Genomic DNA, 24743 nt, shown 5'->3' with positions numbered 1-24743 from the left:
AAGGACCCTTGGTGGCGGGGCGAGATCGGGGCCGTTCGTCAGCCCCGGTGGCGCGTCGCCGAGAGGTAGATGCGGCGGGTCGGGATCTCGTCGTCGTACGCCTCGCGGACCGTGCAGTCGTCGACGCGGAAGGCCGCGTCCCCGGCAGCCGTGCGGAGCTCGTACTCCGTGAACTCCGCCCAGTACACGCGCAGATCACTGCCGAGCGGATCGTCGACCACCCCGTCGCCGGTCCCCTCCTTCGCCACGATCAGCAGCTGCCCGCCGGGGCGGAGCGCCGCGGCCCACGAGGCGAGGGCCTCGGCCAGCTGTCCCTTCGGCTGGTCGTGGAGCGAGTAGTACGAGACCAGCCCGTCCAGCCGCTCCCCCGCGATGTCCCGCTGGTCCACGACCGCGAACTGGCACGTCGGCTTCTCCTGCCGCGCGAGGGTGACGCAGCGCGGTGAGAGGTCGATTCCCAGAACGTCGAGACCGCGGGCGGCCAGCATCTCCGTCACATGGCCGCAGGGCCCGCAGCCGACGTCGTACACCCTGCCGCCCTCGGCGACTCGCCCGGCGAACGCGTTCAGGACATCCAGGTCGAAGGGCTTTCCGTCCCACTCGTGGCGGAACATCCGGAGATAGTGGTCGGCGCGCGCGTCCCACGTACGAACGACGTCGGCGGCGCTGCCGGGCTCCGGCGCGGAGGAGGGCGCATCTGACATGGTCACAATCTAGTGAGGTGGCATCCGACCCGAGGGAGTGGTTTCGCCATGACGGATGGACAGAGCGAGGTTCCGGACAGCTCCGCGGTACGGGTGGCTCTGTGGCGGGCGCTGCATGTGCAGGTGGACGCTCCGCCCCATGTCATCGAGGACGAGGTCGGGCTGCGACTGGCGGACCCCGACCAGGGGTGGCGACAGCGCCCGGACATGCACCCGCAGGGCACCAGCACCTTCCGGGCTGCCATCGTGGCCCGCGCCCGTTTCATCGAAGACCTGGTCGTGGATCAGGCCGGTCACGGGATCACCCAGTACGTCGTCCTGGGAGCCGGGCTGGACACCTTCGCCCAGCGGAGGCCGGAAATCGCCTCCCGTCTGCGGGTGTTCGAGATCGACCAGCCGGCCACCATCGCGTGGAAGGCGCGACGGCTGAACGAGACCGGGTACGGCGTCCCGGACCGGCTTCGCCTCGTACCGGTCGACTTCGAGGCGAGCGAGGACTGGTGGGAGCGGCTGACCGACGCCGGATTCGATCCCGGACGCCCGGCGCTCGTCGTCTGCACCGGAGTCACCATGTACCTCACCAAGGAAGCCACGGCGGCGACCCTGCGGCGGCTGGCGGGGCTGGCACCCGGATCGACGCTCGCCATGACGTTCATGCTGCCGACCGAACTCCTCGATGCCGCCGACCGCCCCGCGATGGAGGCCACCAAACCGCAGGCGCAGGCGTCCGGGACGCCGTTCATCAGTTTCTACCGTCCGCAAGAGATGCTGGAGTTGGGGCGCGCCTCGGGATTCGCCGACGTCCGTCATGTGTCGGGGTCCTCGCTCGGCGAACGCTACTTCGCCGGTCGGGCGGACGGGCTGCGGCCGTCGAGCGGGGAGGACCTGTTGGTGGCGACCACCTGACGAGCCCGGAGGCCCGTCAGGTGTCTGCTCAGTCCAGACGCCGGCGCAGCCACCAGGCGCTGAACCCGGCAAGGACGCCCGCGAGCGCGACGAAGATCCCCGTCTCGATCCACTGGAAGGTCCAGTAGCGGTCCCCCGGCTGGTACTCCACGGCCACGTGGAAGTCCGACTTCGCGAAGCAGCGCATCGGGTCGGTCTCCCGCGCGGCACAGCCCGCGCTCCCGCGCATCTCCTCGCCGTCGGCGTTCAGTACGGGTCCGAGGCCGGACAGGACCCAGGCCCCGGGCCTGGACAGGCCGACCTTCACCTGGGCGTTCTCCCCGTCGCCCGACAGCATGATGTCGGTGGCGCTCCATGCGGCACCCTCCGCCGGCCTTCCCTCCTGCGCCGCCATGCCGAGGCCGGCCAGTGCCACCTCCGCCCGCACCGGCTCCATGAGCAGCGGCCGGATCGCGTACGGCATGACGATCTGGACCGCGGCGAAGAGGCCGAGGGTGACGGCCATCGCGGGGACCGTCCGGCGGATCAGCAGGCCCGCACAGACTCCGACGGTGAAGGCGAAGGCGGCGTAGCCGAGTGGTGCGACGCCCCGGCCGTCGAACAGCAGCGGATCGAAGCGGTTGCTGGTGATCTCGTCGAGCGGGCGGGCCCACCAGGTCACCATGAGGCTGAGCAGACCGGTGACGGCGACGGACGACAGGCCGACGGCCGTGAGCTTCACGGCGAGCCAGTGGCTGCGGCTGATGCTCTGGTTCCAGATCAGCCGGTGTGTGCCCGTCTCCAGCTCGCGGGCGATGAGGGGCGCACCCCAGAAGATCCCTATGACGCCCGGCACGACGACGAGCAGTCCCGTGACGAGGGCGGCCAGGGTCTCGTATTCGTGGACGAACGCGTTCTTGGCCGCTTCGCAGGTGGTGGAGCAGCCGGCCACGTCGCCGTCGTACGAGGTCCGCATCTGCGTCCCCGTGATCACGAGGGCGACCCCGACAGCGGCCAGTGCCGCGAGGGCCACGAGGGTCTGGACGCGGTACTGGCGCCAGGTCAGCCAGATCATCGCTGTGCCTCCGGGGTCTTCGTGGCGGCGGCGCTTCTGCCTTCGGCCATGTAGGTGAGGACCAGGTCCTCCAGATCGAGGGGTTCCAGGACCCAGGCGGGGTCGTGGAGGGCGGTGTCGGCTCGCACCAGGAAGGTGCTCTGGCGTTCGGTGTGGGTGGCCTGGAGCACCCGCATCTCCTCCGGGAGGCTCTCCGCGTCACGGCGGGTCGTGGTCAGCCGGAAGTGGGTGGAGATCAGGTCGTCGACGTCTCCGGCAAGCTGGACCCGGGAGGCGACCAGGGAGATCAGATGGTCGCAGACCCGCTCCAGGTCGGAGACCAGGTGCGAGGAGAGGATGACGGTGGTGCCGTGCTCCGCGACATGCTCCATGAGCCCCTGGAGGAACTCACGGCGGGCCAGCGGGTCGAGGGCGGCGACGGGTTCGTCCAGGATCAGCAGTTCGGGGCGCTTGGCGACGGCGAGCGTCAGCGCGACCTGGGCCCGCTGACCGCCGGAGAGCCTGCCGACCCGCTGGGCGGGGTCGAGGCCGAGGTCCCGGATCCTGCCCTCCGCCAGGCCCTTGTCCCAGGTGGGGTTGAGGCGGGCGCCCAGGTGCAGATGGTCGGCGATGGACAGCCCGGTGTACGTGGGGGTGTCCTGGGCGACGAAGCCGACCTTGGCCAGCTGGGCCGCGTCGGCGGCGGGGCGTCCGCCGACGACTTCGATGGTGCCCGAGGTCGGGGTGATCAGCCCACAGGCGAGTTGCAGGAGCGTTGACTTCCCTGCCCCGTTGGGTCCGACCAGGCCGACCACCCGGCCGGCGGGCACGTTGAGCGTGCAGTCGGCGAGTGCCTGGCGGCGGCCGTATCGCTTGCCCAGGCCGATGGCTTCGAGAATGGCGGTCATTGCTCCTCTTCGGTGGCCGTACGGAACGTGCTCAGGAACAGGGCCTCGATGCTTTCCTCGTCCAGACCGGCGGCCCGGGCCCGCGTCAGCCACCCGCGCAACTCCTGCCGCAGGGGCTCGTGTTCGGATAGCGAGGCGTCGCTGAGGGTGCTCGAAACGAAGGTGCCGACGCCGGGCTTCTTGGTCACCAGCCCCTCGTACTCGAGCTCCCGGTACGCCTTGAGCACGGTGTTCGGGTTGATCGCCACCTTCGCCGCGACGTCCTTGACCGTGGGCAGGCGATCACCCTCGAACAACAGCCCCAGGCGCATGGCCTGTCGGACCTGGTGAACCAGTTGCAGGTACGGCGCGACGCCGGACCGGGCATCGAGGTGAAACTCGATCACCGTCGCCTCTATTCATCTAGGGTCCTAGCACTATAGGACTCTGGCTGTACGTCACGTCAAGGGCCGTCGAAGGGCAGGCGAAGGCCAGGCGGTCCCCCACTCGATCGAGTGGACGTGTCCGACCCCAGCCGCGATTCAGGCGATATCCTTCTGAACCAGACGCGATCATTCGGCGGTGATCTCAACCATCCGGACGGCACGCCGTCCCAAGTACCCGTTCCTGGCCGGGCTCGGCTCGCTCGCCGTACTGACCCTGCTCCCGGCGATCCCCGCCGAGGCTGCACCGGCGAACGACGCGTCGCCGGCGGCCGCCGGGTTCACCTCCCCCCGTGAGGTGACCGCGGCCGAGCGCAGGACCGCCGCGTACCTCGACTCGTTGCGGAGCAGGCCCCAGCGGCTGAAGGCCTTCTTCAAGGCGCTGCCGAAGGGCGGCGACCTCCACAACCACCTGTCGGGTGCGGCCTCGACGGAGTACCTGATCCAGCTCGCGATCGAGCGGGGCCTGTGCATCGACGCGACGATGACGGCCATCGCACCGCCCTGCGGTCCCGGCACGCGGCCCGCCGCCGACGCTCGGACGGACGCCGGTTTCCGCCAGCAGATCGTCCGGGCCTGGTCCATGCAGGACTTCCCGGCCGATGAGTCCGGGCACGACCACTTCTTCGACACGTTCGGCAAGTTCGGCCTGGCGACGTGGGACCGGGGCAAGCTCCTGGCCAATGTGGCCAACACCGTGGTGGAGCAGAACCAGTTCTATCTGGAGACCATGGTCACTCCCGCGTCGGACAGCGCCAAGAAGCTTGCCGACACCGTGGGTTACGACGCCGACCTGGCCGCCTTCCACCGCAGGCTCCTGGCCGGCGGGCAGCTCGACCGGGTCGTGAACGAGGCGGTCCGGGAGGCCGACGACGCGAACGCGCAGTTCCGCGCGACCGCGCACTGCGACACCGCCCGCCCCGACCCGGGCTGCCGGCTGCCCGTCCGCTGGATCTCCCAGGTCTCCCGGGGCAGCTCCCCGGCGCGGGTGTTCACGCAGATGGCGGTCGGTCTGCGGCTGGCGGAGCGCGATCCGAGGTTCGTCGCGGTCAACCTCGTACAGCCGGAGGACTGGGACAGCTCGTTGAGCAACTACAGCCTCCAGATGCGGATGCTGCAGTACCTGCGCGGCCAGTACCCGGACGCCCACCTCACCCTGCACGCCGGTGAGCTGGCCCCCGGCCTGGTCAAGCCCGAGGACCTGACCTTCCACATCCGCGAGGCGGTCCTCGTCGCCGGCGCCGAACGCATCGGCCACGGCGTCGACCTGGTCCACGAGGACGACTGGCGGCAGCTCGCCCGGACCATGGCACGGCGCCAGGTCGCGGTCGAGGTCCCGTTCTCCAGCAACAAGCAGATCCTCGGCATCGCGGGCGCCGATCACCCGTTCAACGCCTACCGCCGCTACGGCGTCCCGGTGGTCCTGTCCACCGACGACCCGGGCGTCTCGCGGATCGACATCAGCCACGAGTACCAGTACGCCGCCAAGACCTACGACCTCGGCTACACGGCGCTGAAGGACCTGGCCCGCGCCTCGCTGGAGTACGCCTTCCGCGACGGCCGCAGCCTGTGGGCCGCCGGTTCCGCCCCCTCGGGCTACCGCCCGGTCCCCGCCTGCACCGGCAGCCGGCCCGGCGCCGGCCGCCCGAGCGCGCGCTGCGGCCGCTACCTCGCCGACAACCCGAAGGCCGCGACGCAGTGGCGTCAGGAGACGGCCTTCACCGCCTTCGAGCGCGACAACGGCGGTCGCCGCTGACGCAAGCGGCGTGTGAGGCGTAAGGGGTGCGGGGCCGTGGCCCCGCACCCCTTACGCCTGCGCCACCGTCCGGTACGTGCACACCTGCACACCCGCGTCGCTGGTGACGTGCGAGACCAGTTCCAGCGTGCGCAGCCCGCCGTCCGCCGGGAAGATCGACTTACCGCCGCCGAGCAGAACCGGCATGATCACGAGCCGGAGCTCGTCGACGAGTCCCTCGCTCAGCAGGCTGCGTACGAGGGTGGGGCTGCCCATGACGAGCAGGTCTCCGCCGTCCTTCTCACGCAGCTCCTGGATGCGGGACGCGAACTTCTCGCCGGGGACGCGCTCGGTGTTGTTCCACGTCAGGTCGTCGTCGCCCAGGGTGTCGGTCACCACGTACTTCTCGATCGCGTTCATCCGGTCGGCGAAGGGGTCGCCGGCCCGCTCGGGCCACGCCGCGGCCATCGTCTGCCAGGTGCGGCGGCCGAACAGCAGGGCTTCGGCCGCGTTCATCGAGTCGTTGAACGAGCCGCCCACCACCTCCGGGTCGAAGAAGGGGTGCGACCAGCCGCCGTGGGCGAAGCCGCCGTCCGTGTCCTCCTCGGCACCGCCCGGCGCCTGTACGACGCCGTCCAGGCTGATGAACTCGCTGATGACGATGCGCATGTGACTCTCTCTCCTCATGGACCGCGGTTCAGGTGTACGGGAAGTGAGACTGCCACGCCGCCCGGAAGTCATCGCGAACCTTCGCGGTGATTGCGCGGTGATTGCGCGGGAACTGCCCGACCGGGCGCCGGACGGACCCAACCTCGTCACCGGCCTCGGCCGCCGTTACCGGCCTTCTGCGGCAGGGGCGGGCCCGGCAACAGTTGCTGACGGTTCCTTGCCGCAAAACGGCGTTGATCTCTGTATGCGACACGTGGATCCTTCATGCCGACGGACACACCACGCCTGGAGGCACACCCATGAGACCGACCCGCGCCGCACTACTGATCGCCGCGACCGCTCTGACGCCCGCCCTCCTCTTCACCGCACCGGCCTTCGCCGCTGACGCGCCGGCCACCCCCGCCACGTCCACCACGCCCGTCACCCCCACGCCGGCGACGGCCTGCCCGGCCATCCCGTCCGACGCCGGCACTCCGGTCGACGAGATGACGGAGGCCGAACTCCGGGCCGCGATCCAGGACGTCCTCGCGGACGAGAACGCCGGCAAGGGCGTCCTGCGTGAGGCGAACGAGGTCCTGGGCGGCACGGTGGACGCCATGCGCGCCTTCCTGGAGACGGGCTGTAGCACGGCCCAGGCCGAGGACGACACCGTCTCTGTCTTCCGCATCCTCGGCGTCGCCACCCAGAACGGCGACAAGAGGGTGATACAGGAGGTCAACGACCTCCTTGATGCCGCCACCCCCGAAGCCCTGCGCACCTTCCTGGAGACGGGGTACGCCGAGGCCCAGGCCGAGGACGACTCCGTCGCTGTCGCCCACATCCTTTTCGTAGCCACGAAGAACGGCGACAAAAGGGTGATACGGGAGGCCAACGACACCCTCGACGCCAACACCCCCGAAGCCCTGAGCGACTTCCGGTGGACCGGGTACCGGCTCGCCCAGGCCGAGGACGACTCGGTGTACATCGTCCACATGCTCACGGACCCGAACATCAGCGACGCCATGTACGACGCGATCCAGGCCGTCCTCGACGACGGCAGCCCGGAGGCCCTACGGCACTTCCGGACGGTCGGCCAGTACGAGATCGACGGCTGATCCCAGCCGCAGGGAGCGGCCCGCCGGGGCTGACGCCGGAAGACGGTCCCACGACGCAAGGCGGCCCACGCCGATCCAACGGATCGGCGTGGGCTCGGCCGGGCCCGTCCTTGCGTCGCTTCCCCGCGTACTCAGAAGCCGCCGCCCCCGAAGTCCCCGCCGCCTCCGAAGCCGCCGCCGTCACCGAACCCGCCGCCTCCCCCGTCGCCACCGAAGCCGGACGAGTCGAAGTCGGAGCCGGAGAAGTCGCCGCCGGAGTAGTCACCGCCGCCGAAGTCGCCGCCGCCGTACTCCGCCGCGTACGCCGGGGTGGAGAGCATCGAGCCGAGCATGGTGCCGACCAGCAGGCCCGGGAGCAGGCCACCGCCGAAGTATCCGCCCGCCCAGGGGCCGTAGGCCGGACCGGCCTCCCAGTACGGGCGCCTGCTGCCGTCGCCCATGTCGACGGTGCGGCTCATCGGGTCCTCGCCGCTCTGCAGCCGTACCTCGTCGGCGCCGCAGACCGGGACCTCGCGGGGCGTGCCGCCCGACGGGGTCCACTGGACGTCGGCGACCGAGGGGCCGTGGCGCGGGTCGAAGAAGCAGGGCGGCCGGCGGGCGGGGAGTTCGCCGCCGGTGCGGCGGGCGTCCAGGACGGCGAGCGAGTAGCGCCCGTCCTCCAGGGCCTGGGTCACCCCGCGCACGTCCGAGGGGTGCCGGGCCTGTTCCATCCGGGATTTCGCGCTCTCGTAGGAGTCGAGGGCGCTTTCGTAGTCGGCGCGCATCGTGTCGTCGGCGCCCGGCTCCGCGGGGTGGAAGTCGAGCCGGTCCAGGGTCTCCCCGTACGCGGTGATGTCCTCGTCGACGACGACCCGGAGCTTGTCCAGGGCGGCCTGCTCCTCGGCCTCCTTGCGCTTCCGGTTGCGGCGCACGACCGTGTAGGCCCCCGCGCCGCCGAGGACCACCACCGCTCCGACCGCGATCAGGCCCGCGGTGGCCGAGCTGCCGCCGGAGGACGCGTCGCCGCCCCAGGAGCTGGGGGCGTTGCCCCGGGCCTGTTCGACGGCCCGGTCGACGAAGGTGTTCAGCTGGGCAGAGGCGGACGTGTCCGCGCCGGGTGCCTTCACGGCCGCGGTGAGGTTCTGGACCGCCTGCTGCGACATAACCTGCGGGTCGGCGCCGGCGTTGAAGCCGTCGCCGAGGCGGATCGCGTAGACGCCGGTGATCCCGGTGTCGGTGCGCAGGGTGCGGAGCACGGTGTCCGCGGGGAAGGCGGAGCTCTGCGGCAGCACGGCCACGAAGACCGGCTTGTCGGCGTCCTTGATCTTCTTTGTCAGGGCGTCGGCCTGGCTCCGGGAGAGCTGTCCGGCCGCTGCCGGATCGACGTACACCGGGCCCTTGCGCAGGGCCTGGGCGACCTCGTCGACGGTGGAGGCGCCGGTCGCGGCAGGTGCGGCGGGGGCCAGGAGCAGGGCGGCAGCCGACAGCAGGAGAAGGAGTCCCGCCAGGAGCGCCGGGACCAGAAAGGAGGGGAACGGCCTGTTCCGCATAATTCAAAGCTAACCCAGAAGGGTGAGAAACGCGGGCGGGCGGCAGACCTCGCCGCCCGCCCGCACTCGTATCTCAGGCGGCCCGGTACGCCGCCCTCAGCTGCGCCACCGCACCGGTCAGGTCACCGGTGAGCAGCAGGTGGTCGGCGTCCGCGAACGGCTTGGAGACCGCTTCCGTCAGCTTTCCGTTGATCTTCTGCTGGACCAGCAGCCGGGCCTGGCCGACGATGGTGCGGCCCACGTCCGTCCGGCCGAGGCCGGTCTTCTCAGCGACCTGGGCGGCCAGCGCGAGTGCGCCGAGCGTCAGCTCGCCGCCGGCCGGGGGCTTCTTCAGCGTGGTGAGGCCCCAGCCGTACGGGAACTGCGGGTCGTACGCCGCGTCGCCCACGTTGATAGGCAGCTGCGACTCGGACTTCGGCCAGGTCACCGGCAGCTGTCCCGTGAAGGCGCGCTTGCCGAAGAGCACGTCGGCCACGCCGTCGCCCTCGGTGCCCGGCAGCCAGGAGGCCACCAGGGCGTCGATGCCGTCGAGCCGGTCACCGATGAGCTGCGGGCGGCCCGAGACGATCAGGACGGCGCACTTCATCGCGGCGCAGACCTTGTCGACCGCGGCCTTGTCGGCGGCGGACAGCTCCAGGTCGTGGCCGTTGCCGACGTCGCCGATGCCCTCCGCGTACGGGGTCTCACCGACGACCACGACGCCGACGTCGTAACCGTCCGTGGCGGCCGACGCGTCCTTGGAGTACGTGACCGAGGCGGCGTCCTTCTTCATGGCGGACAGGATCGTGGTGCCCGGGGTGATGCTGCCGGACGAGCCCTGCCAGCTGACGGTCCAGCCGCCGGCCTGGTTGCCGATGTCGTCGGCGTTGGAGCCGGCGACGTACACCTTCTGCGTGGACTTCAGCGGCAGGACGCCGCCGTCGTTCTTCAGCAGCACCTGGGACTCGGCTGCGGCCTCGCGGGCCACGGCACGGTGCTCCGGCGAGCCGACCTTGTCGAGGTTGGACGTGTCGGCGTACGGCTTCTCGAACAGGCCCAGCTTGAACTTCTGCGTCAGGATGCGGGAGACCGCGTCATCGATCCGGGCCCGGTTGATGCGGCCCGCGGTGACCTCGTCCTGGAGCGTCTTCGTGAAGTCCTTGTATGCCGTCGGCACCATGATCATGTCGAGTCCGGCGTTGATCGAGGTGCGGACGTCGCTCGCGTAGTCGCCGGGGATCTGGTCGATCGCCTGCCAGTCGCTGATGACGAAGCCGTCGAAGCCCATCCGGTCCTTCAGCACACCGTTGATCATCTCGGCGTTGGCATGCATCTTCACCGGGCCCTCGTCGTCCCCGAGGATGTCGAGCGAGGAGTACGACGGCATGACCGTGCCGACCCCGCGCTTGACAGCCTCGTCGAAGGGAGCGAGGTGAACGGCTTCGAGCTCCTGCCGGGTGACCTTGGTGACGCCCTGGTCGATGGGGTACGAACCGGTGGTCGAGGAGCCGTACTCCGTGCCGCCGTCGCCGACGTAGTGCTTGGCGGTGGCCAGCACCTTGTCGTTGCGGTCCAGGTCCTTGCCGGACGCGGCGCCCTGCATGCCCTGGATCACGGTCTCCAGGGACTCGACGAGTGCCGGGTCCTCCCCGTACGCCTCGTAGGCGCGGCCCCAGCGGTCGTCGCGCGAGACGCAGAGGCAGGGGGCGAAGTCCCACGGGATGCCGGTGGCGCGCACCTCGTTCGCGGTGACGGCGCCGGTCTTCTCGACGGTCCTCGGGTCGCGGGTCGCGCCGAGGCCGACGTTGTGCGGCATGATCGTCGAGCCGATCACGTTGTTGTGGCCGTGCACCGCGTCCACGCCGTAGATCAGCGGGATCTGGAAGCGGGTCGCCTGGGCGCGCAACTGGTAGCCGTCGACCATCTTCGCCCAGGCCGCGGCGGTGTTGGGCGTCGGGACGGAACCGCCGCCGGAGAGCAGCGAGCCGAGGTCGTACGTGGCGATGTCGCCCTGCGAGGAGAGCGCGTTGCGCTCCGCCTGCGTCATCTGTCCGGCCTTCTCGGCGGGAGACATCCGGGCGAGCAGGTCGGCGACCCGCTGCTTCACCGGCAGCTTCGGGTTCTGGTAGGGCAGCCCGTGGGCGTCGATGACGACCTGCGGGTTCTCCTTCGGCGGCTTGGCGCCGGTGACGGTGAGTTCGAGCGGGACCGTCTTCGCGGACGCGGCTCCCGCGATCTTCTTCGTGGTGACGGAGACGCGGTGCGTGGTGCCGGACGCGGTGCCCGCCGGGAAGGTGTACGTGCCGCTGACCGGGGTGTAGTCGGTGCCGGAGGCCGCGGTGCCGCCCTTGGTCTCGTACGCGACGGTGACGGGCTCGTCCAGCGGGAGGGAGCCGGTGGTGGCGACGGAGAGGTCGATGCCGGCGGTGGCGCCCTGCTTGACCGGGTGCACGGCCGCGTCGGTGACGACGCTCGCCTTCAGCGCGGCGTCCGCCTTCCCGTACAGCTCCATGCCGTCGATGGCGAACTTGCCGGGGGCGCCGGGCGGCAGGGTGAGGGCGTAGCCCCACATCTCGTCGAGGCCGAGGACCTGGTCGATGCCGCCGACGGGCTGGTAGTCGCCGCGGTAGGTGAAGTCGGCGAACGGGATCTCGACCTGGTGCCAGCCCTCCCAGTCGTCGGTGAAGGACGTGGTCCAGAGCTCGGAGGCCTCGCCGTTGGCGCCGCCGTCCTTGATCTCGAAGCTGATCTTCTTGCCCGAACCGGGCGGCAGGGGCGCGGTGTTCTGGCCGTACCACCAGAATCGGATGCCCTTGTGGGCGGACCAGTCGTGGGCGGGCTGGTCGGCGGCGTAGTCGTGGCTGAGGCCGCCGTAGCCGCTGATGTCGAAGGTGCCTTCGAGGACCTTGGCGCCCTCGGGGGCGTCCGCACGCTCCTTGAGGGAGAGGGTGGGCGGGTCGTCGGCGTCGCCGCCCCAGGTGAAGATGCCCTCGGCGGGCTGGTTGGCGAAGGGGACCTCGCCCTCGAAGCGGTCGATGGCGACGGGTGCCGGTTCATCGGCCGCGGTGGGCGCCGCCGCGCTGGGAACGGCCCCGGCGAGCAGGCCGGCCAGGACGGTGGCGGCGGCCAGTGCGGCTGTCGCGGGTCTCGCCCGGTGACGGGTGCGTGGTGGCATGTGCGGCTCCTTCGTACGGTTGCTGCGCACACGGCACGGCAGGGTTCGGGTGCCGTGCCGCTGCGGGGGACCTGGAGGTGCGGGGGGTGGTGGTCCTGTTATTTCTTCTGCTCGACTCGCACCCAGTCGATCTCCGCCTTGACGCCGCCCTGGGCGATGCGGTCGACGCTGGACTGCGGAAGGCCCCAGTAGGGGGTGGTGACCTTGTTCCAGCCGGCGGGATACGCGCCGCCGAGGGCCAGGTTGAGGATCACGTACTGGTTGTGGTCGTAGACCCACTGGCCGCGGGTGGACTCGAGCTTCTGGCGGGAGGTCGTCTGGACGACCCGGTCGTCGACGGTGAACGTCATGCCTTCGGGTGTCCACTCGACAGCGTAGGTGTGCCACTCGTCGGCGCGGCCGCCGTTCGGGTAGGTCTGCTGCTTGCCGATGTTGCCGTCGGCCGAGTAGCCCGGACCGTGCAGGGCCGAGCTGGTCCAGTCGCCGTAGCCGATGTTCTCCATGATGTCCGTCTCGCCCGAGCCGGGCCAGGAGACGGACGGGTCGTCGACATTGCTGCCGAGCATCCAGAAGGCGGGCCAGAAGCCGTCGCCGACCGGCAGCTTCATGCGGGCGCTGACCTTGCCGTAGGTGAAGTCGAACTTGGTGTTGGTGTCGACCCGGCCGGAGGTGAAGTCGAAGGTGCCGTTGGGCGTGGGGGTGCAGCCCTTGCAGTACTTCGGCTCCAGGACGAGGGCGCCGTTCTCGGTGCGGATGTTGTCCGTCGAGTCGACGTAGGCCTGCGATTCGCCGTTGACGGGGCCCATCTCCGTACCGGTGCGCACCACCCGCCACTTGGAGCGGTCCAGACCCGAGCCGGTGAAGTCGTCGAAGAACGTGGTGCTGTACGCGCCGCCCGGGTCCTTGGGCAGGGCCGGGTAGGCGGCGTCCGCGCTGCCTCCGGTGCCCCAGACCTGGAACTCGTAGAGGGAGTAGCCGAACTGGGCGGTGGCGGGCGCGGGGTTGTAGAAGGAGCGGCGTTCGGTGCCGAGCATCCGGACGTATCGGCCGGTGGCGGGGGTGGGCAGGGTGACGGTGTCGTGGCGTCCGGCGGCGTCGGCCGGCGCCTTCACGTCGGCGCGGCGGGCGGCGACCTCGGCGGCGGAAGGCTGGTGGACGGTGCGCCAGGTGCGGTTGTCGTCGGAGACCTGGATCCGGTAGTCGACGGCGTACGCCGCCTCCCAGTACAGGTCGACCGTGTCGATCGTGGAGGTGGCTCCGAGGTCGACGCCGACCCAGCGGTCCGCGTTCCAGTCGCTCGACCAGCGCGACTGGTCAGCCTTGAGGTCGGCCGGCCAGCCGCCGTCGGTGACGAAGGCCGGTGAATTGCCCGCGTGCTGGTAGAGGTTGCCGTACGCGGGGTGGTTCAGGGCGAGGTTGGTACGGGTCGTGGAGGCGGGTGCCTGCTCCCCTCCGTACACCTTGAAGGAGTAGAGGGAGTAGCCCCAGGCGGTGGCACGCTGGATGCCGCGCATCCGGACGTAGCGGCCGGTGACCTCCTGCGGGTAGGTGTGCGCGGTGACGCTGCCGCCGGCCCCGTCGTCCTCGGTGTAGAAGGTGGTCCAGTCGGTGCCGTTCCTCGACACCTCCAGGACGTACTTCTTGCCGTAGGCGGCCTCCCAGTCCAGGGTGACCTGGCTTATCCGGATGACGGAGCCGAGGTCGACCCGGATCCAGGCGTCGTCGGCGGCGTTGCTGGACCAGCGGGTGGCGCCGTCGCCGTCCGCGGCGGCCCCCGGTCCGGTGGCGTCGTTCTCGCTGCCGGACGCGGTGACGGCGCCGGGGTCGGCGGCGTGGGCGGCGGCCGCCCGGTCGGTGTCCCACGCCGCGGCCTGCGCCGCCGGCCGGGGGGCCGGGGCGGCGAAGGCCATGGGGGCGGCGAGGGCGATCAGAGCGGCGGTGGTGGCTGCCAGAGTCGTACGAGAGGGCACGGTGGGGCTCCCGTTCGTATGCATGGGGGCTGCGCGGGCGCGCGCTCGGGCGCGGCCGGGGCCTGTCCGGCGGATCAGGGTCGGCCAGGCGCCGTGACCCCGGCCATGATCCGCCGGACAGGCCCTACGCGTTGCGGGTGAGGTGGATGGTGTCGCGGTACCACTTGGCGCTGTCCTTGAGCGTCCGCACCTGCGTGTCGTAGTCGACGCGGACGATGCCGAATCGCTTGTCGTAGCCGTAGGACCACTCGAAGTTGTCCATCAGCGACCAGGCGAAGTACCCCCGGACGTCGGCCCCTTGTGCACGGGCGTCGGCGACGGCGGCGATGTGGTCGGCGAGATAGGTGGTGCGGTCGGCGTCGTGGACCTCGCCGTCCGCGGAGACGGTGTCGTCGAAGGCGGCACCGTTCTCGGTGATGACCGTCGGGAGGCCGTAGTCCTTCTCCAGACGGACGAGCAGGTCGGTGAGGGCGGTGGGGGTGATCTCCCAGTCCATGGCGGTACGGGGCAGGTCGCGCTCGACGACGCGGGTGACGGGCAGGCCGTCGGCGTCCGTCGTCGCGCCGTCCTCGGTCACGCCGGAGAAGAGGGAGCCGCGGTAGAAGTTGACGCCGAGGACGTCCAGCGGGGTGGAGATGACCTCCAGGTCACCGTCCTGGACCGGGAGTTCGACGCCCTGGGCGGCGAGGTCGGCGACGATGTCCTCGGGGTAGGCACCCTTGACGACCGGGTCCAGGTAGAGGCGGGCGCCGAGTCCGTCGGCGCGGCGGGCTGCCTCGGCGTCCTCGTGTCTGTCGGTCTCGGGCGTTGCGGTGCCCAGGTTGAGGGTGATGCCGATTTCGATCTCGTTGCCGCGGGCGGCGGCCTGTTCCCGCATGTACTGCGAGGCGAGGCCGTGGCCGAGGAGCAGGTGGTGGACGGCGTGGATCGCCTCGCCGAAGTTCTTCCGGCCGGGGGCCTGGTTGCCGTACGCGTAACCGAGCATCGCCGAGCACCACGGCTCGTTCAGCGTGGTCCAGTGCTTCACCCGGTCGCCCAGGGCGTCGTAGGCGAGGGCGGCGTACTCGGCGAAGCGGTAGGCGGTGTCGCGGGCCGGCCAGCCGCCCGCGTCCTCCAGCTCCTGCGGCAGGTCCCAGTGGTAGAGGGTGACCCACGGGGTGACGCCCCTGGCGTCCAGCTCGTCGACCAGGCGCTTGTAGAAGTCCAGGCCCTTCGCGTTGGCCGGGCCTCGGCCGCCCGGCTGGATGCGGGGCCAGGCCAGCGAGAAGCGGTACGTGTCGACGCCCAGGTCGGCGATCAGCTGCACGTCCTCGGGCATCCGGTGGTAGTGGTCGCAGGCCACGTCGCCGTTCTCGCCGCGGACGACCATGCCCGGCACCCTGCAGTACGTGTCCCAGATGGACGGCGTTCTGCCGTCCTCGGCCGCCGCTCCCTCGATCTGGTAGGCGGCTGTGGCGACGCCCCAGCGGAAGTCGGCGGGCAGACCGGGTACGGCCTGGGCGGCGAGCTCGCGGGCGTAGGCCTGGGGGGTGACGAGGTTCATGGTTCTCCTGTGGTGTGCGTGGCGTACGACGCTACGAGCGGGCGGCGGGGGCTTCCTTGTGCAGCCAGCAGGCCACCGAGCGGGAGCCGTCCCCGTCCGGTGCGGCGAGCACCGGGACGTGGGTGTCGCAGCCGTCGACCTTCTTGGCGCAGCGGGGGTGGAAGGCGCAGCCGGCCGGCATCGCGGACAGGTGCGGGGGCGAGCCCGGGATGCCGCTGAGCTCGCGGCGGGGGCCGTGCAGCGCGGGGAAGGAGTGCAGCAGCCCGTCGCTGTACGGGTGGCGGGGGTCGCGGTAGATGTCGGACGCGCCGGCTTCCTCGACGATCCGTCCGCCGTACATGATCGCGATCCGGTCGGAGAACTCGATGAGGAGGGAGATGTCGTGCGTGATGAAGACGACGGAGAAGCCGAGTTCCTCACGGAGCTTGACCAGCTGGCGCAGGATCTGGCGCTGCATGACGACGTCGAGCGCCGTCGTGGGCTCGTCCATGATGACGATCTCGGGCTCCAGCGCGAGGGCCATCGCGATCATCACGCGCTGGCGCATTCCGCCGGAGAGCTGGTGCGGATAGGCACCGAGCCGGTCGGCGGAGATGCCGACCAGGTTGAGCAGTTCCTTGGCCCGCGCGGTCCGTTCACTCTTCTTCATCTCCGGGCGGTGGGCCTGGAGTACGTCGGTGAGCTGGCTGTGGACCGTGTGCACCGGGTTGAGGGAGTTCATCGCGCCCTGGAAGACGATCGACAGCTCCTGCCAGCGGAAGGCGCGCAGCTCGGGCGCCGACAGGGTCAGCAGGTCGAGCGCCTCGCCGTCGCGCTGGTGGTAGTGGACCTCGCCGCCGGTGATCACGCCGGGCGGGGAGAGCAGCCGGGTGACGGCGTAGGCCAGGGTGGACTTGCCGGAGCCCGACTCCCCCGCGAGGCCGAGGACTTCGCCGCGGTGCAGGGTGAGGTCGATGTCACGCAGCGCGTGTACGGCGTCCGCGCCGGTCCCGTAGTCCACGTTGAGGCCGCTGATGGTGAGGACGGGCTCGCTCATGAGCGGGTTTCCTTCTCGGAGGTGCCGGTACGGGCCACGGGGGTGAAGCCGGCCTCGGAGGTGCCGGTACGGGCCGCGGGGGTGCCGGTACGGGCCACGGGGGTGAAGCCGACGCGCATGCGGACCTTCCGGGAGCCGCCGGTCTCGGTGCGCAGGCGCGGGTTGACGAACTCGTCGATGCCGAAGTTGATGAGGGCGAGCGACATTCCGAGCAGCGCGATGCAGAGCCCGGCCGGGACGAACCACCACCACGCGCCCTGGGCGAGTGCCTGGTTGGACTGCGCCCAGAACAGGACGGTCCCCCAGTTCCAGTTGGAGATGTCGGCGACGCCGATGAAGGCGAGCGTGATCTCGGAGAGGATCGCGAAGATGACGGTGCCGACGAAGCCGGACGCGATGACGGCGGTCAGGTTGGGGAGCACCTCGAAGAGGATGATCCGCCAGGTCGACTCACCGGTGGCGCGGGCCGCCTCGACGTAGTCCCGGCGGCGCAGGGAGAGCGTCTGGGCGCGCAGCACCCGGGCTCCCCAGGCCCAGGAGGTCAGGGCGATGACGGCGGCGATCAGCAGGTCGCCGGTGTCGGAGACGAAGCTGGCGATGATGATGATCAGCGGCAGTCCGGGGATGACGAGGAAGACGTTGGAGAGCAGCGAGAGCACTTCGTCGGCGGTGCCGCCGAGGAAGCCGGCGCTGACGCCGATCAGCACGGACAGGGCCGTGGCGATGATGCCCGCGACGAATCCGACGACGAGGACGCCTCGGGTGCCGACGAGGATCTGCGAGAGCACGTCCTGGCCGGTCTGCGTGGTGCCGAACCAGTGGGAGCCGGACGGCGGCTGGAGCAGTTCGCTGCTCATCGTGTCGGGGTCGTACGGGGCGATCCACGGGCCGATGACGGCGATCAGCACGAAGAACAGCAGGATGCCGAGTCCGACGACGGTCTTGCGGCCGCGCAGGAAACGGAACCTGCGCTTGCTCGCGGCCGGGGTCTCGGTCGCGTCGAGTACGGCGACTTCGGTGGCGGTGACGGCCATGTCCCTACGCCTCCCTTCGGGTACGGGGGTCGAGGAGCATGTAGAGCACGTCGGCGAGGAGGTTCGCCGCGAGGACGGAGAGCGTGATGATGAGGAAGACGCCCTGCATGAGGGGGTAGTCCTTGGCTCCCACGCCCTGGAAGAGCTGGTAGCCGATGCCCGGGTAGGAGAAGACCATCTCCACCAGGAGCGTGCCGCCGACGATGAAGCCCAGGGAGAGGGCGAAGCCGGAGATGTTGGGCAGGATCGCGTTGCGGGCGGCGTACCCGAACATCACGCGGCGCTCGGAGAGCCCCTTGGCCTGGGCGACCATGACGTAGTCCTCGCTCGACACCGTCACCATCATGTTGCGCATGCCGAGGATCCAGCCGGCCACCGCGCTGAGCACGATCGTGAGGCCGGGCAGCACCCCGTGGTAGAGCGCGCTGGAGATGAACGGCCAGTCGAAGGCGGGCACCAGCGAGTTGTCGTAGCCGCCGGCGGCCGGGAAGAGCGGCCACTTCACGGCGAACAGTGAGATGGCGATGAGGCCGAGCCAGAAGTACGGGATGGCCGAGATGAACGTGGTGACGGGCAGCAGGCTGTCCATCCAGGAGCCGCGCCGCCAGCCGGTGAAGACCCCGATGCCGGTGCCGAGCACGAAGCTGATGAGCGTGGTGATGCCGACGAGGGCGAGCGTCCACGGCAGCGACTGGGCGATGACCTCGCTCACCGGCGTCGGGAAGAAGGTGAAGGACAGACCGAGGTCGCCGTCGAGCAGATGACTCCAGTAGTCGGTGTACTGCTGCCAGAGCGACTGGTGCTTGTCCAGGCCGAAGAGGGCCTTGAGCGACGCGATGGCGCTGGTGTCCAGCTGTCCCTGGAAGCGGGCGATGAGGGACTGCACCGGGTCGCCGGGCATCAGTCGCGGGATGAAGAAGTTGATGGTGATCGCGGCCCACGCGGTGACCAGGTAGAAGGCGAGCCGTTGGAGCAGGTACTTCACTTCGCAGCCTCCTTCTCGTGGTCGTCGGTGGTGGTGGCGTCGCCGGTGGTCCCGTCGTACAGCCAGCAGGCGGCCCACTGGCCGTCGGCGAGGTCGAAGCGCGGCGGCAGTTCGGTGCGGCAGCGCTCCATCGCCTTGGGGCAGCGGGGGTGGAACCGGCAGCCGGCCGGCGGGTCGATGAGCGACGGTGGCTCGCCGCTGCCGGTCTCCTCCTGCTCCTCCTCGTCGACGACCCGGTCCGGGTCGGGCGCCGAGGCGATCAGCAGCTGGGTGTAGGGGTGGGCGGGGCGCTGGGTGACGGTCTCGCTGTCACCGCCCTCGACGATCCGGCCCGCGTACATGACGAGCGTGGAGTCCGCGAAGTAGCGGGCGGACGCGATGTCGTGGGTGATGTAGAGGATCGCGAGGTGCATGCGGTCCTTGAGGTCCTTGAGCAGGTTGAGCACCCCGAGCCGGATCGAGACGTCCAGCATCGAGACGGGCTCGTCGGCGAGGAGGACCTGGGGGTCGGCGCCGAGCGCGCGGGCGATGGCCACGCGCTGGCGCTGACCTCCCGACAGCTCGTGCGGGAACTTGTCCAGGTACTGATGAGGAGGAGTCAGCTGGACGCGGTTCAGCAGAGCGGTCAGGTTCTCTTCCAGTTCCGCCTCGCCGCTGCCCGCCCGGCCGTGGATCTTGAGGGCGCGGGTGAGGTGGTAGCGCACGGTGTGTACGGGGTTCAGCGAGGCGAACGGGTCCTGGAAGATGAGCTGGACCCGGCGTACGTAACTGCGGAAGGACCGGCCACGTCCGGCCTTCACCGGCTGGCCGCCCAGGTGGATCTCGCCCTCGGTGAGCGGATACAGCTGAGCGAGCAGTCTGGCGACGGTGGACTTTCCGGAGCCCGACTCCCCCACCAGTGCCGTGACGGTGCCGCGCCGCAGTTGCAGCGAGACGTCGTCGACGGCGTGGACGCTGCGGCGCTTGCCCGCGAGGAGATCGCGGCCGGTGCGCCGTACGGCGAAGTGCTTGGTGACTCCGCGTGCTTCGAGCACGACGTGGTTCTTCTCTGTCTGTTCAGACATGGCCGGTACCTGGATCCCTGTCCTACTTGGACGGCTTGAGCTTCAGCACGACTTCCAGCGCCGAGCGCTGGGTGTGCTGCGGGTCGGCGTACGGGTCGGCCTCGGTGGGCCAGCCCACCCAGTTCTTGGTGGAGTACTCGGCCCCGATGGGGGCGGCGGCGGTGGGAATCATCGGCGCCTCCTCGACCATGATCTTCTGGAGGGTGTTCATGGCGGTGGTGCGGGCGGTGTCGGTCGTGGCGCCGGCGAAGTCCTTGAGCGCCTCGGTGGCCTCGGGGCTCTTGAAGCGGCCGAAGTTGCCGAGCTGGGAGGCCTTGCCGATCGGCTGGAGCAGCGCGCCGTCCATGATGTTCTGGTACATGTCGTACGGGGTGGCACCGCTGTTGGTCCAGTGCAGGGTGGCGTCGAAGTTGCCGTTGGCGACGTCCGCACCCCAGGCCTCGGCAGTCTGCGTCTTGACCTTGGCCTCGATGCCGATCTTCTTGATGTTGTCCTTGATGATCGCGAGACCGGTGATGTAGTCGTTCCAGCCCGCGGGGTCGGTGAAGGTGAGCTTCACGGCCTTGCCGCTCGGGTCCTTCAGCACACCGCCACTGAGAGTGAAGCCGGCCTTCTCCAGGACCTTCTTGGCGCCCTCGACATCGGGCTTGGTGGTGGCGTTCCGGTACTCGGGGGCGATGAAGGACTTGCCGGCGGGCAGCGGGATACCGGTCGGGTTGGTGATCTCCGGGTAGAGGGTCGCCTCGGCCTGGGTGTAGATCGCGTTGCGGTCGACGACCATCGCCATGGCCTTGCGCAGCGCCGGGTTGTCGAACGGCTTGCGGGCGGTGTTGAACCACAGTCCGTGGATGCCGAGACCGGAGGGGAACCACAGCTTGTGGTTCTTGGGGTCCTTGGAGATGAACAGCTGCTTGTAGTTCGGCATGAAGACGAACGACCACTCCAGCTTGCCGCTGGCCAGCGCGGTGGTGGCGGCGCTGTTGTCGTTGTAGGTGCTGTAGCGCAGCTCCTTGACCTTCGTCTCGCCCTTCCAGTACGTGGGCGTGGCGGTCAGCGTAGTGGTCTGCGGGGTGAACGTCTTGAGCTTGTACGGGCCCGAGCCCACGGGGGTGCGGTTGGGCCAGGTCTCCGGGTTCTTGACGCCTTCCCAGATGTGCTTGGGCACGACGAACTGCTGGATGATCTTGTTCTGGTTGACGTACTGCGAGTCCTCGAAGGTCAGAACGACCTTCTTGCCCAGGACCTTCACGCCGTCGTACGCGATGCCGTCGCCGTTGAGCGCCGGGTGCTTCTTCAGCAGGTTGAAGGTGAACGCCACGTCCTCTGCGGTCACCGGCTTGCCGTCGGCCCACTTCGCCTTGTCGTTCAGCGTGAAGGTGACCTTGGTGAAGTTGAGGTCCCACGTCCAGTTCGACGCCAGCCACGGGTCGGCCTTGGCGGTGGGCCGGATCTGGCTCACCATCGCCAGCGGCTCGTAGATCATGAAGCGGTAGCCGAGGGTGGCACCGGCCGAGGTGTTCAGGAACGGGTTGCTGTTGTTCGTCTGCGGCCCGTCCGGCTTGCCGATGTTCAGGACGCCGGAGGCGCCGCTGCCGCTCTTGTTGTGGTTCGAGTTGGCTGACGAGCATCCGGCGGCGAGCGCGACCACCGCGGTGGCGAGCGCGACCGCTCTGAGCGTGTGGTGACGGCGTGCGGACATGGCGACTCCAGGAGGGACTGGCGGGTCTGGGAGATCCGGAAGAGGGCAGCGCTCGGCGCGCCGGGTACGGGCGGTGCGGGTGGTGCGGGTGGTGCGGGTGCAGACGGGCCGGAGCCCGGGCTGCTAGGGCGCCGAGTGGCGCACGACCAGTTCGGTGGGCAGCACGACGGGTGCGTCGGGTACGGCCGTGCCGCCGAGGTGGGAGAGCAGCATCCGTGCGGCCGTCTCACCCATCTGCCGGGTGGGCTGGCGCACGGTGGTGAGCGGCGGTTCGGTGTGCTCGGCCATCGGGATGTCGTCGAATCCGACCACCGCGATGTCGCCGGGCACGGTCCGCCCCGCGGCGCGCAGCGCCCGCAGCACACCTGCCGCGGTGATGTCGTTGTGCGCGAAGACCGAGTCGAACTCAACGCCGGAGGCGAGGAGTTGCTCGACGGCCTGACGGCCGCAGAGCTCGGTGAAGTCCCCGCGGACGACGAGGTCGGTGGGCAGGACGGAGACGAATCCTTCCAGCCGGTCGCGTACGCAGCCGAAGTCCTGGGGGCCCGTGATGACCAGGGGCCTGGTGCGGCCGGCAGCCCGCAGATGGCGGGCGGCCGACGCGCCTCCTTCGTAGTTGGTGGTCACGACGGAGGGGAACTCGGGGTGGTTGCCGCGATCGTCGATCAGCACGATCGGCAGGCCACCGCGGTGCAGTGCGGTGAGGTGGTCCATGGTGTTCTCGGGTTCGACGACGACCAGTCCGTCGAAGGCCCGTGCCGACACCTGGCTGGTGAAGCGCTCCACGGACTCGACCCCGCGGTTGCAGGTGAAGAGCAGCAGCCCGTAGTCGGCGGCCTCGACGGTGTCGACGACGCCCTGAAGCACCTCGCCCATCCACGGCCAGGTCAGCGAGGGCACCAGCATGCCGACCGTACGGCTGCTGCCGCGGGCCAGACCGACGGCGCCGGAGCTGGGCACATATCCGAGCTGTGCGATCACTTCACGAACACGGGCGGCCGTCGAACCGTCCACTTCCCCCTTGGTGTTGATGACCCGGGAGACGGTCGTCTTGCTGACGCCGGCCTCGCGGGCGACATCAGCGATGGTGACACGCATCGGGGGCCTCCAGGACACAACGGGACAGAGCGAACGAACGGCTGTGGAACCGGTACCGCAACCGGTTCCGGAACCGGTACCGGCGTTGGTGGCGTGAGTTAACCCCGCTGGAACAGAGCCGTCAATACTTCACACCGAGATTGGTCCGTACCCATCCTCGGAGCGGCCAGGAACGCGCTTGCGTTCAAGTCCTGAACGCGCAAACTCTTGACGTGAGCACGCAAGAGCAGTTCACTCTCGCCTCGTTCGACGGCACGTCCCCCACGCTCCCGCCGAGGAAGGCATCAGCCATGATCCGATCAGGAAGGGCGGCGAGGGCGCTGCTCGCCGCCGTGCTCGCGACCGCCGGCCTCACCGGGCTCTCGTCCGGTACCGCGCAGGCCGCGGGCGAACCGGTGAACATCGCCCTCACCACCACCGACGACTCCGGCGGCCGGCATGTCACCCGGGGCCTGGAGGCCCAGACCCCGGTCGCGTTCGGGGCCGGGAACGGGGGCGGCGGTACGAACATCACGGTCGACGAGAACACCCGCTACCAGACCTTCACCGGCGGCGGCGCCTCGTTCACCGACACCGCGGCGTATCTGATGAAGAGCAGCGGGGCGCTGAGCCAGGCGACCCGCGACGCCACGATGAAGAAGCTCTTCTCCCCCACGGACGGCATCGGGCTGTCGTTCGTACGCAATCCGATGGGCGGTTCGGACCTGGCGCGGTACGGCTACACGTACGACGACATGCCCGCGGGGCAGAGCGACCCCTCGCTGTCGAACTTCTCGATCGCACACGATCTGGAGGATGTGCTGCCGCTGACGAAACAGGCCAGGCAGCTCAACCCCGCGCTGACGACGGTGGCTTCCCCGTGGACGGCTCCGGCGTGGATGAAGGACAGCGGGCAGCTGAACGGCGGCTGGCTGAAGGCGGAGAACTACGGCGCGTACGCCGACTACTTCGTGAAGTACCTCCAGGCCTACCGCGACCAGGGCGTCCCGGTCGACTACGTCACCACGCAGAACGAGCCGACGTGCTGTTCGGGCTATCCCTCGATGAGCTGGAACGGCTCCGGGCTGGCCTACTTCACCAAGAGCGAGCTGCTGCCGAAGCTGGCGTCGGCGGGCCTGGCCACCAAGGTGCTCGCGCACGACTGGAACTGGGACACCTACGACGCGTACGCCGCGGCCACCGTGGACGACGCGGCCGTGCGCAACCACCCCAACTTCGGCGGGGTGGCCTGGCACGGGTACGGCGGTGACATCGCCAAGCAGACGACGGTGCACAACCAGTACCCGTCGATGGACGCGTTCCAGACCGAGCACTCGGGCGGCACCTGGATCGCCGACCAGCAGCGCGAGGACATGCTGAACATCATCGATTACACCCGCAACTGGGCGAAGTCGGTGACCAAGTGGTCCCTGGCGGTGGACCAGAACCGCGGCCCGCACAACGGCGGCTGCGGCACCTGCGACGGGCTGATCACCGTGCACAACGGGGACAGCAGGAGCGGCCAGGTGGACTACAACATCGAGTACTACACGATGGGCCACCTGACCAAGTTCGTCCGCCCGGGCGCCTCCCGGATCTCCTCCACGGCCAGCTCCACGGTGCCCAATGTCGCCTGGCGCAACCCGGACGGCTCGAAGGCGCTGATCGCGTACAACGGCGGCGGCTCGGCCCAGCAGGTGACGGTCAACTGGGGTGGTCAGAAGTTCACTTACTCGCTGCCCGCCCGCACGTCGGCGACGTTCACCTGGTCGGGGACGCAGTCCGGGGCGGACGCGTCGTCGGGAGCCCTGTCCGGTCCCGGCGGCAAGTGCCTCGACGCCACGGGCAACACCGGCGCCGACGGCACCCCCGTCCAGCTCTGGGACTGCACGGGCGCGGCCAACCAGCGCTGGACCGTCCAGAGCGACGGCTCCATCCGCACCCTCGGGGCCTGCCTGGACGTGACCTCGGGCTCGACGGCGAACGGGGCGAAGGTCCAGCTGTACACCTGCAACGGTTCCGCGGCGCAGCGCTGGACGTACAACGCCTCAACGGGCGACGTCGTCAACACGGCCGCGGACAAGTGCCTCGACGTGATCGACCAGTCGACGGCGAACGGGGCCCGCACCCAGATCTGGACGTGCACGGGAGCGGCCAACCAGAAGTGGCACCTCGGGTAGC

Annotated in this window: 19 protein-coding genes; 4 read left to right on the top strand and 15 right to left on the bottom strand. The window is 69.9% G+C overall.

Annotated elements, in window-relative coordinates; all coding sequences use genetic code 11:
* Nucleotides 1–38 precede the first annotated feature (38 nt).
* Entirely contained in the window at nt 39–704 is a 666-nt protein-coding gene (locus SH922_RS28790; RefSeq protein ID WP_393060928.1) for a class I SAM-dependent methyltransferase, read from the bottom strand.
* A gap of 48 nt (nt 705–752) precedes the next feature.
* Here SH922_RS28790 and SH922_RS28785 point away from each other — a divergent pair, with 48 nt between their 5' ends.
* A complete protein-coding gene (locus tag SH922_RS28785) occupies nt 753–1610 on the top strand; it encodes a class I SAM-dependent methyltransferase (protein ID WP_393060926.1) in 858 nt (285 codons plus the stop codon).
* 28 nt (nt 1611–1638) lie between these two features.
* Here SH922_RS28785 and SH922_RS28780 read toward each other — a convergent pair whose 3' ends face one another.
* From SH922_RS28780 to SH922_RS28770, 3 genes are read right to left on the bottom strand one after another with little or no spacing between them, the layout of a single operon-like run.
* Nucleotides 1639–2664 (bottom strand): ABC transporter permease, encoded by a 1026-nt coding sequence (locus SH922_RS28780; protein ID WP_393060924.1) that lies wholly within the window; start codon nt 2662–2664, stop codon nt 1639–1641.
* Complete coding sequence (locus SH922_RS28775) at nt 2661–3551, bottom strand: ABC transporter ATP-binding protein (RefSeq protein ID WP_393060922.1); 891 nt, start codon at nt 3549–3551, stop codon at nt 2661–2663. Before SH922_RS28775 ends, SH922_RS28780 begins: the two co-directional genes overlap by 4 nt.
* Complete coding sequence (locus SH922_RS28770) at nt 3548–3937, bottom strand: GntR family transcriptional regulator (RefSeq protein WP_306071775.1); 390 nt, start codon at nt 3935–3937, stop codon at nt 3548–3550. The genes SH922_RS28775 and SH922_RS28770 overlap by 4 nt, the downstream gene beginning before the upstream one ends.
* Nucleotides 3938–4112: 175 nt before the next feature.
* On the opposite strand from SH922_RS28770, the gene SH922_RS28765 reads away from it, so the two are divergent.
* Complete coding sequence (locus SH922_RS28765) at nt 4113–5729, top strand: adenosine deaminase (protein WP_393060920.1); 1617 nt, start codon at nt 4113–4115, stop codon at nt 5727–5729.
* Nucleotides 5730–5780: 51 nt separating this feature from the next.
* Here the strand turns inward: SH922_RS28765 and SH922_RS28760 are convergent, their stop codons facing one another.
* Nucleotides 5781–6377 carry a dihydrofolate reductase family protein gene (locus tag SH922_RS28760; RefSeq protein ID WP_393060918.1) on the bottom strand — a complete coding sequence of 199 codons (597 nt, stop codon included), beginning with the start codon at nt 6375–6377 and terminating at the stop codon, nt 5781–5783.
* A gap of 299 nt (nt 6378–6676) precedes the next feature.
* Here SH922_RS28760 and SH922_RS28755 point away from each other — a divergent pair, with 299 nt between their 5' ends.
* On the top strand, nt 6677–7471 hold the full coding sequence (locus tag SH922_RS28755) for an ALF repeat-containing protein (RefSeq protein ID WP_393060916.1): 795 nt from the start codon (nt 6677–6679) through the stop codon (nt 7469–7471).
* A 131-nt stretch (nt 7472–7602) separates the two neighbouring features.
* On the opposite strand, the gene SH922_RS28750 is transcribed toward SH922_RS28755, so the two are convergent.
* The 10 genes from SH922_RS28750 to SH922_RS28705 form a co-directional block, all read right to left on the bottom strand.
* The gene (locus SH922_RS28750) at nt 7603–9000 is read right to left on the bottom strand and encodes a hypothetical protein (RefSeq protein ID WP_393060914.1); all 1398 of its coding nucleotides are present in this window, start codon (nt 8998–9000) and stop codon (nt 7603–7605) included.
* A 73-nt stretch (nt 9001–9073) separates the two neighbouring features.
* Nucleotides 9074–12154 carry a glycoside hydrolase family 3 N-terminal domain-containing protein gene (locus SH922_RS28745; RefSeq protein WP_393060912.1) on the bottom strand — a complete coding sequence of 1027 codons (3081 nt, stop codon included), beginning with the start codon at nt 12152–12154 and terminating at the stop codon, nt 9074–9076.
* Nucleotides 12155–12252: 98 nt separating this feature from the next.
* A complete protein-coding gene (locus tag SH922_RS28740) occupies nt 12253–14124 on the bottom strand; it encodes a discoidin domain-containing protein (RefSeq protein ID WP_393060910.1) in 1872 nt (623 codons plus the stop codon).
* Between the two features lie 124 nt (nt 14125–14248).
* The gene (locus tag SH922_RS28735; protein ID WP_393060908.1) at nt 14249–15667 is read right to left on the bottom strand and encodes a GH1 family beta-glucosidase; all 1419 of its coding nucleotides are present in this window, start codon (nt 15665–15667) and stop codon (nt 14249–14251) included.
* A 31-nt stretch (nt 15668–15698) separates the two neighbouring features.
* Complete coding sequence (locus tag SH922_RS28730) at nt 15699–16703, bottom strand: ABC transporter ATP-binding protein (protein WP_393060906.1); 1005 nt, start codon at nt 16701–16703, stop codon at nt 15699–15701.
* Nucleotides 16700–17737, bottom strand: a complete 1038-nt coding sequence (locus SH922_RS28725) for an ABC transporter permease (protein WP_393060904.1) — start codon at nt 17735–17737, stop codon at nt 16700–16702. Before SH922_RS28725 ends, SH922_RS28730 begins: the two co-directional genes overlap by 4 nt.
* 4 nt (nt 17738–17741) lie before the next feature.
* Complete coding sequence (locus SH922_RS28720; protein WP_326738940.1) at nt 17742–18722, bottom strand: ABC transporter permease; 981 nt, start codon at nt 18720–18722, stop codon at nt 17742–17744.
* A complete protein-coding gene (locus SH922_RS28715) occupies nt 18719–19786 on the bottom strand; it encodes an ABC transporter ATP-binding protein (protein WP_393060902.1) in 1068 nt (355 codons plus the stop codon). The genes SH922_RS28720 and SH922_RS28715 overlap by 4 nt, the downstream gene beginning before the upstream one ends.
* Before the next feature lie 22 nt (nt 19787–19808).
* Complete coding sequence (locus SH922_RS28710) at nt 19809–21485, bottom strand: ABC transporter substrate-binding protein (RefSeq protein ID WP_393060900.1); 1677 nt, start codon at nt 21483–21485, stop codon at nt 19809–19811.
* A gap of 123 nt (nt 21486–21608) precedes the next feature.
* On the bottom strand, nt 21609–22583 hold the full coding sequence (locus SH922_RS28705) for a LacI family DNA-binding transcriptional regulator (RefSeq protein WP_393060898.1): 975 nt from the start codon (nt 22581–22583) through the stop codon (nt 21609–21611).
* 290 nt (nt 22584–22873) lie between these two features.
* Between SH922_RS28705 and SH922_RS28700 the strand changes: the two genes are divergently transcribed.
* A complete protein-coding gene (locus tag SH922_RS28700) occupies nt 22874–24742 on the top strand; it encodes a lectin (RefSeq protein WP_393063720.1) in 1869 nt (622 codons plus the stop codon).
* Nucleotide 24743 lies beyond the last annotated feature (1 nt).

The organism is Streptomyces sp. LN549, assembly GCF_043203805.1.
Classification (GTDB): domain Bacteria; phylum Actinomycetota; class Actinomycetes; order Streptomycetales; family Streptomycetaceae; genus Streptomyces.
This window is presented reverse-complemented; position numbering and strand designations above follow the sequence as displayed.

What these genes read in the sequence shown, in the direction of transcription:
- SH922_RS28790 (WP_393060928.1), bottom strand. Translation starts at nt 704, where the DNA reads ATGTCAGATGCGCCCTCCTCCGCGCCGGAGCCCGGCAGCGCCGCCGAC.
- SH922_RS28785 (WP_393060926.1), top strand. Translation starts at nt 753, where the DNA reads ATGACGGATGGACAGAGCGAGGTTCCGGACAGCTCCGCGGTACGGGTG.
- SH922_RS28780 (WP_393060924.1), bottom strand. Translation starts at nt 2,664, where the DNA reads ATGATCTGGCTGACCTGGCGCCAGTACCGCGTCCAGACCCTCGTGGCC.
- SH922_RS28775 (WP_393060922.1), bottom strand. Translation starts at nt 3,551, where the DNA reads ATGACCGCCATTCTCGAAGCCATCGGCCTGGGCAAGCGATACGGCCGC.
- SH922_RS28760 (WP_393060918.1), bottom strand. Translation starts at nt 6,377, where the DNA reads ATGCGCATCGTCATCAGCGAGTTCATCAGCCTGGACGGCGTCGTACAG.
- SH922_RS28755 (WP_393060916.1), top strand. Translation starts at nt 6,677, where the DNA reads ATGAGACCGACCCGCGCCGCACTACTGATCGCCGCGACCGCTCTGACG.
- SH922_RS28750 (WP_393060914.1), bottom strand. Translation starts at nt 9,000, where the DNA reads ATGCGGAACAGGCCGTTCCCCTCCTTTCTGGTCCCGGCGCTCCTGGCG.
- SH922_RS28745 (WP_393060912.1), bottom strand. Translation starts at nt 12,154, where the DNA reads ATGCCACCACGCACCCGTCACCGGGCGAGACCCGCGACAGCCGCACTG.
- SH922_RS28735 (WP_393060908.1), bottom strand. Translation starts at nt 15,667, where the DNA reads ATGAACCTCGTCACCCCCCAGGCCTACGCCCGCGAGCTCGCCGCCCAG.
- SH922_RS28730 (WP_393060906.1), bottom strand. Translation starts at nt 16,703, where the DNA reads ATGAGCGAGCCCGTCCTCACCATCAGCGGCCTCAACGTGGACTACGGG.
- SH922_RS28725 (WP_393060904.1), bottom strand. Translation starts at nt 17,737, where the DNA reads ATGGCCGTCACCGCCACCGAAGTCGCCGTACTCGACGCGACCGAGACC.
- SH922_RS28715 (WP_393060902.1), bottom strand. Translation starts at nt 19,786, where the DNA reads ATGTCTGAACAGACAGAGAAGAACCACGTCGTGCTCGAAGCACGCGGA.
- SH922_RS28710 (WP_393060900.1), bottom strand. Translation starts at nt 21,485, where the DNA reads ATGTCCGCACGCCGTCACCACACGCTCAGAGCGGTCGCGCTCGCCACC.
- SH922_RS28705 (WP_393060898.1), bottom strand. Translation starts at nt 22,583, where the DNA reads ATGCGTGTCACCATCGCTGATGTCGCCCGCGAGGCCGGCGTCAGCAAG.
- SH922_RS28700 (WP_393063720.1), top strand. Translation starts at nt 22,874, where the DNA reads ATGATCCGATCAGGAAGGGCGGCGAGGGCGCTGCTCGCCGCCGTGCTC.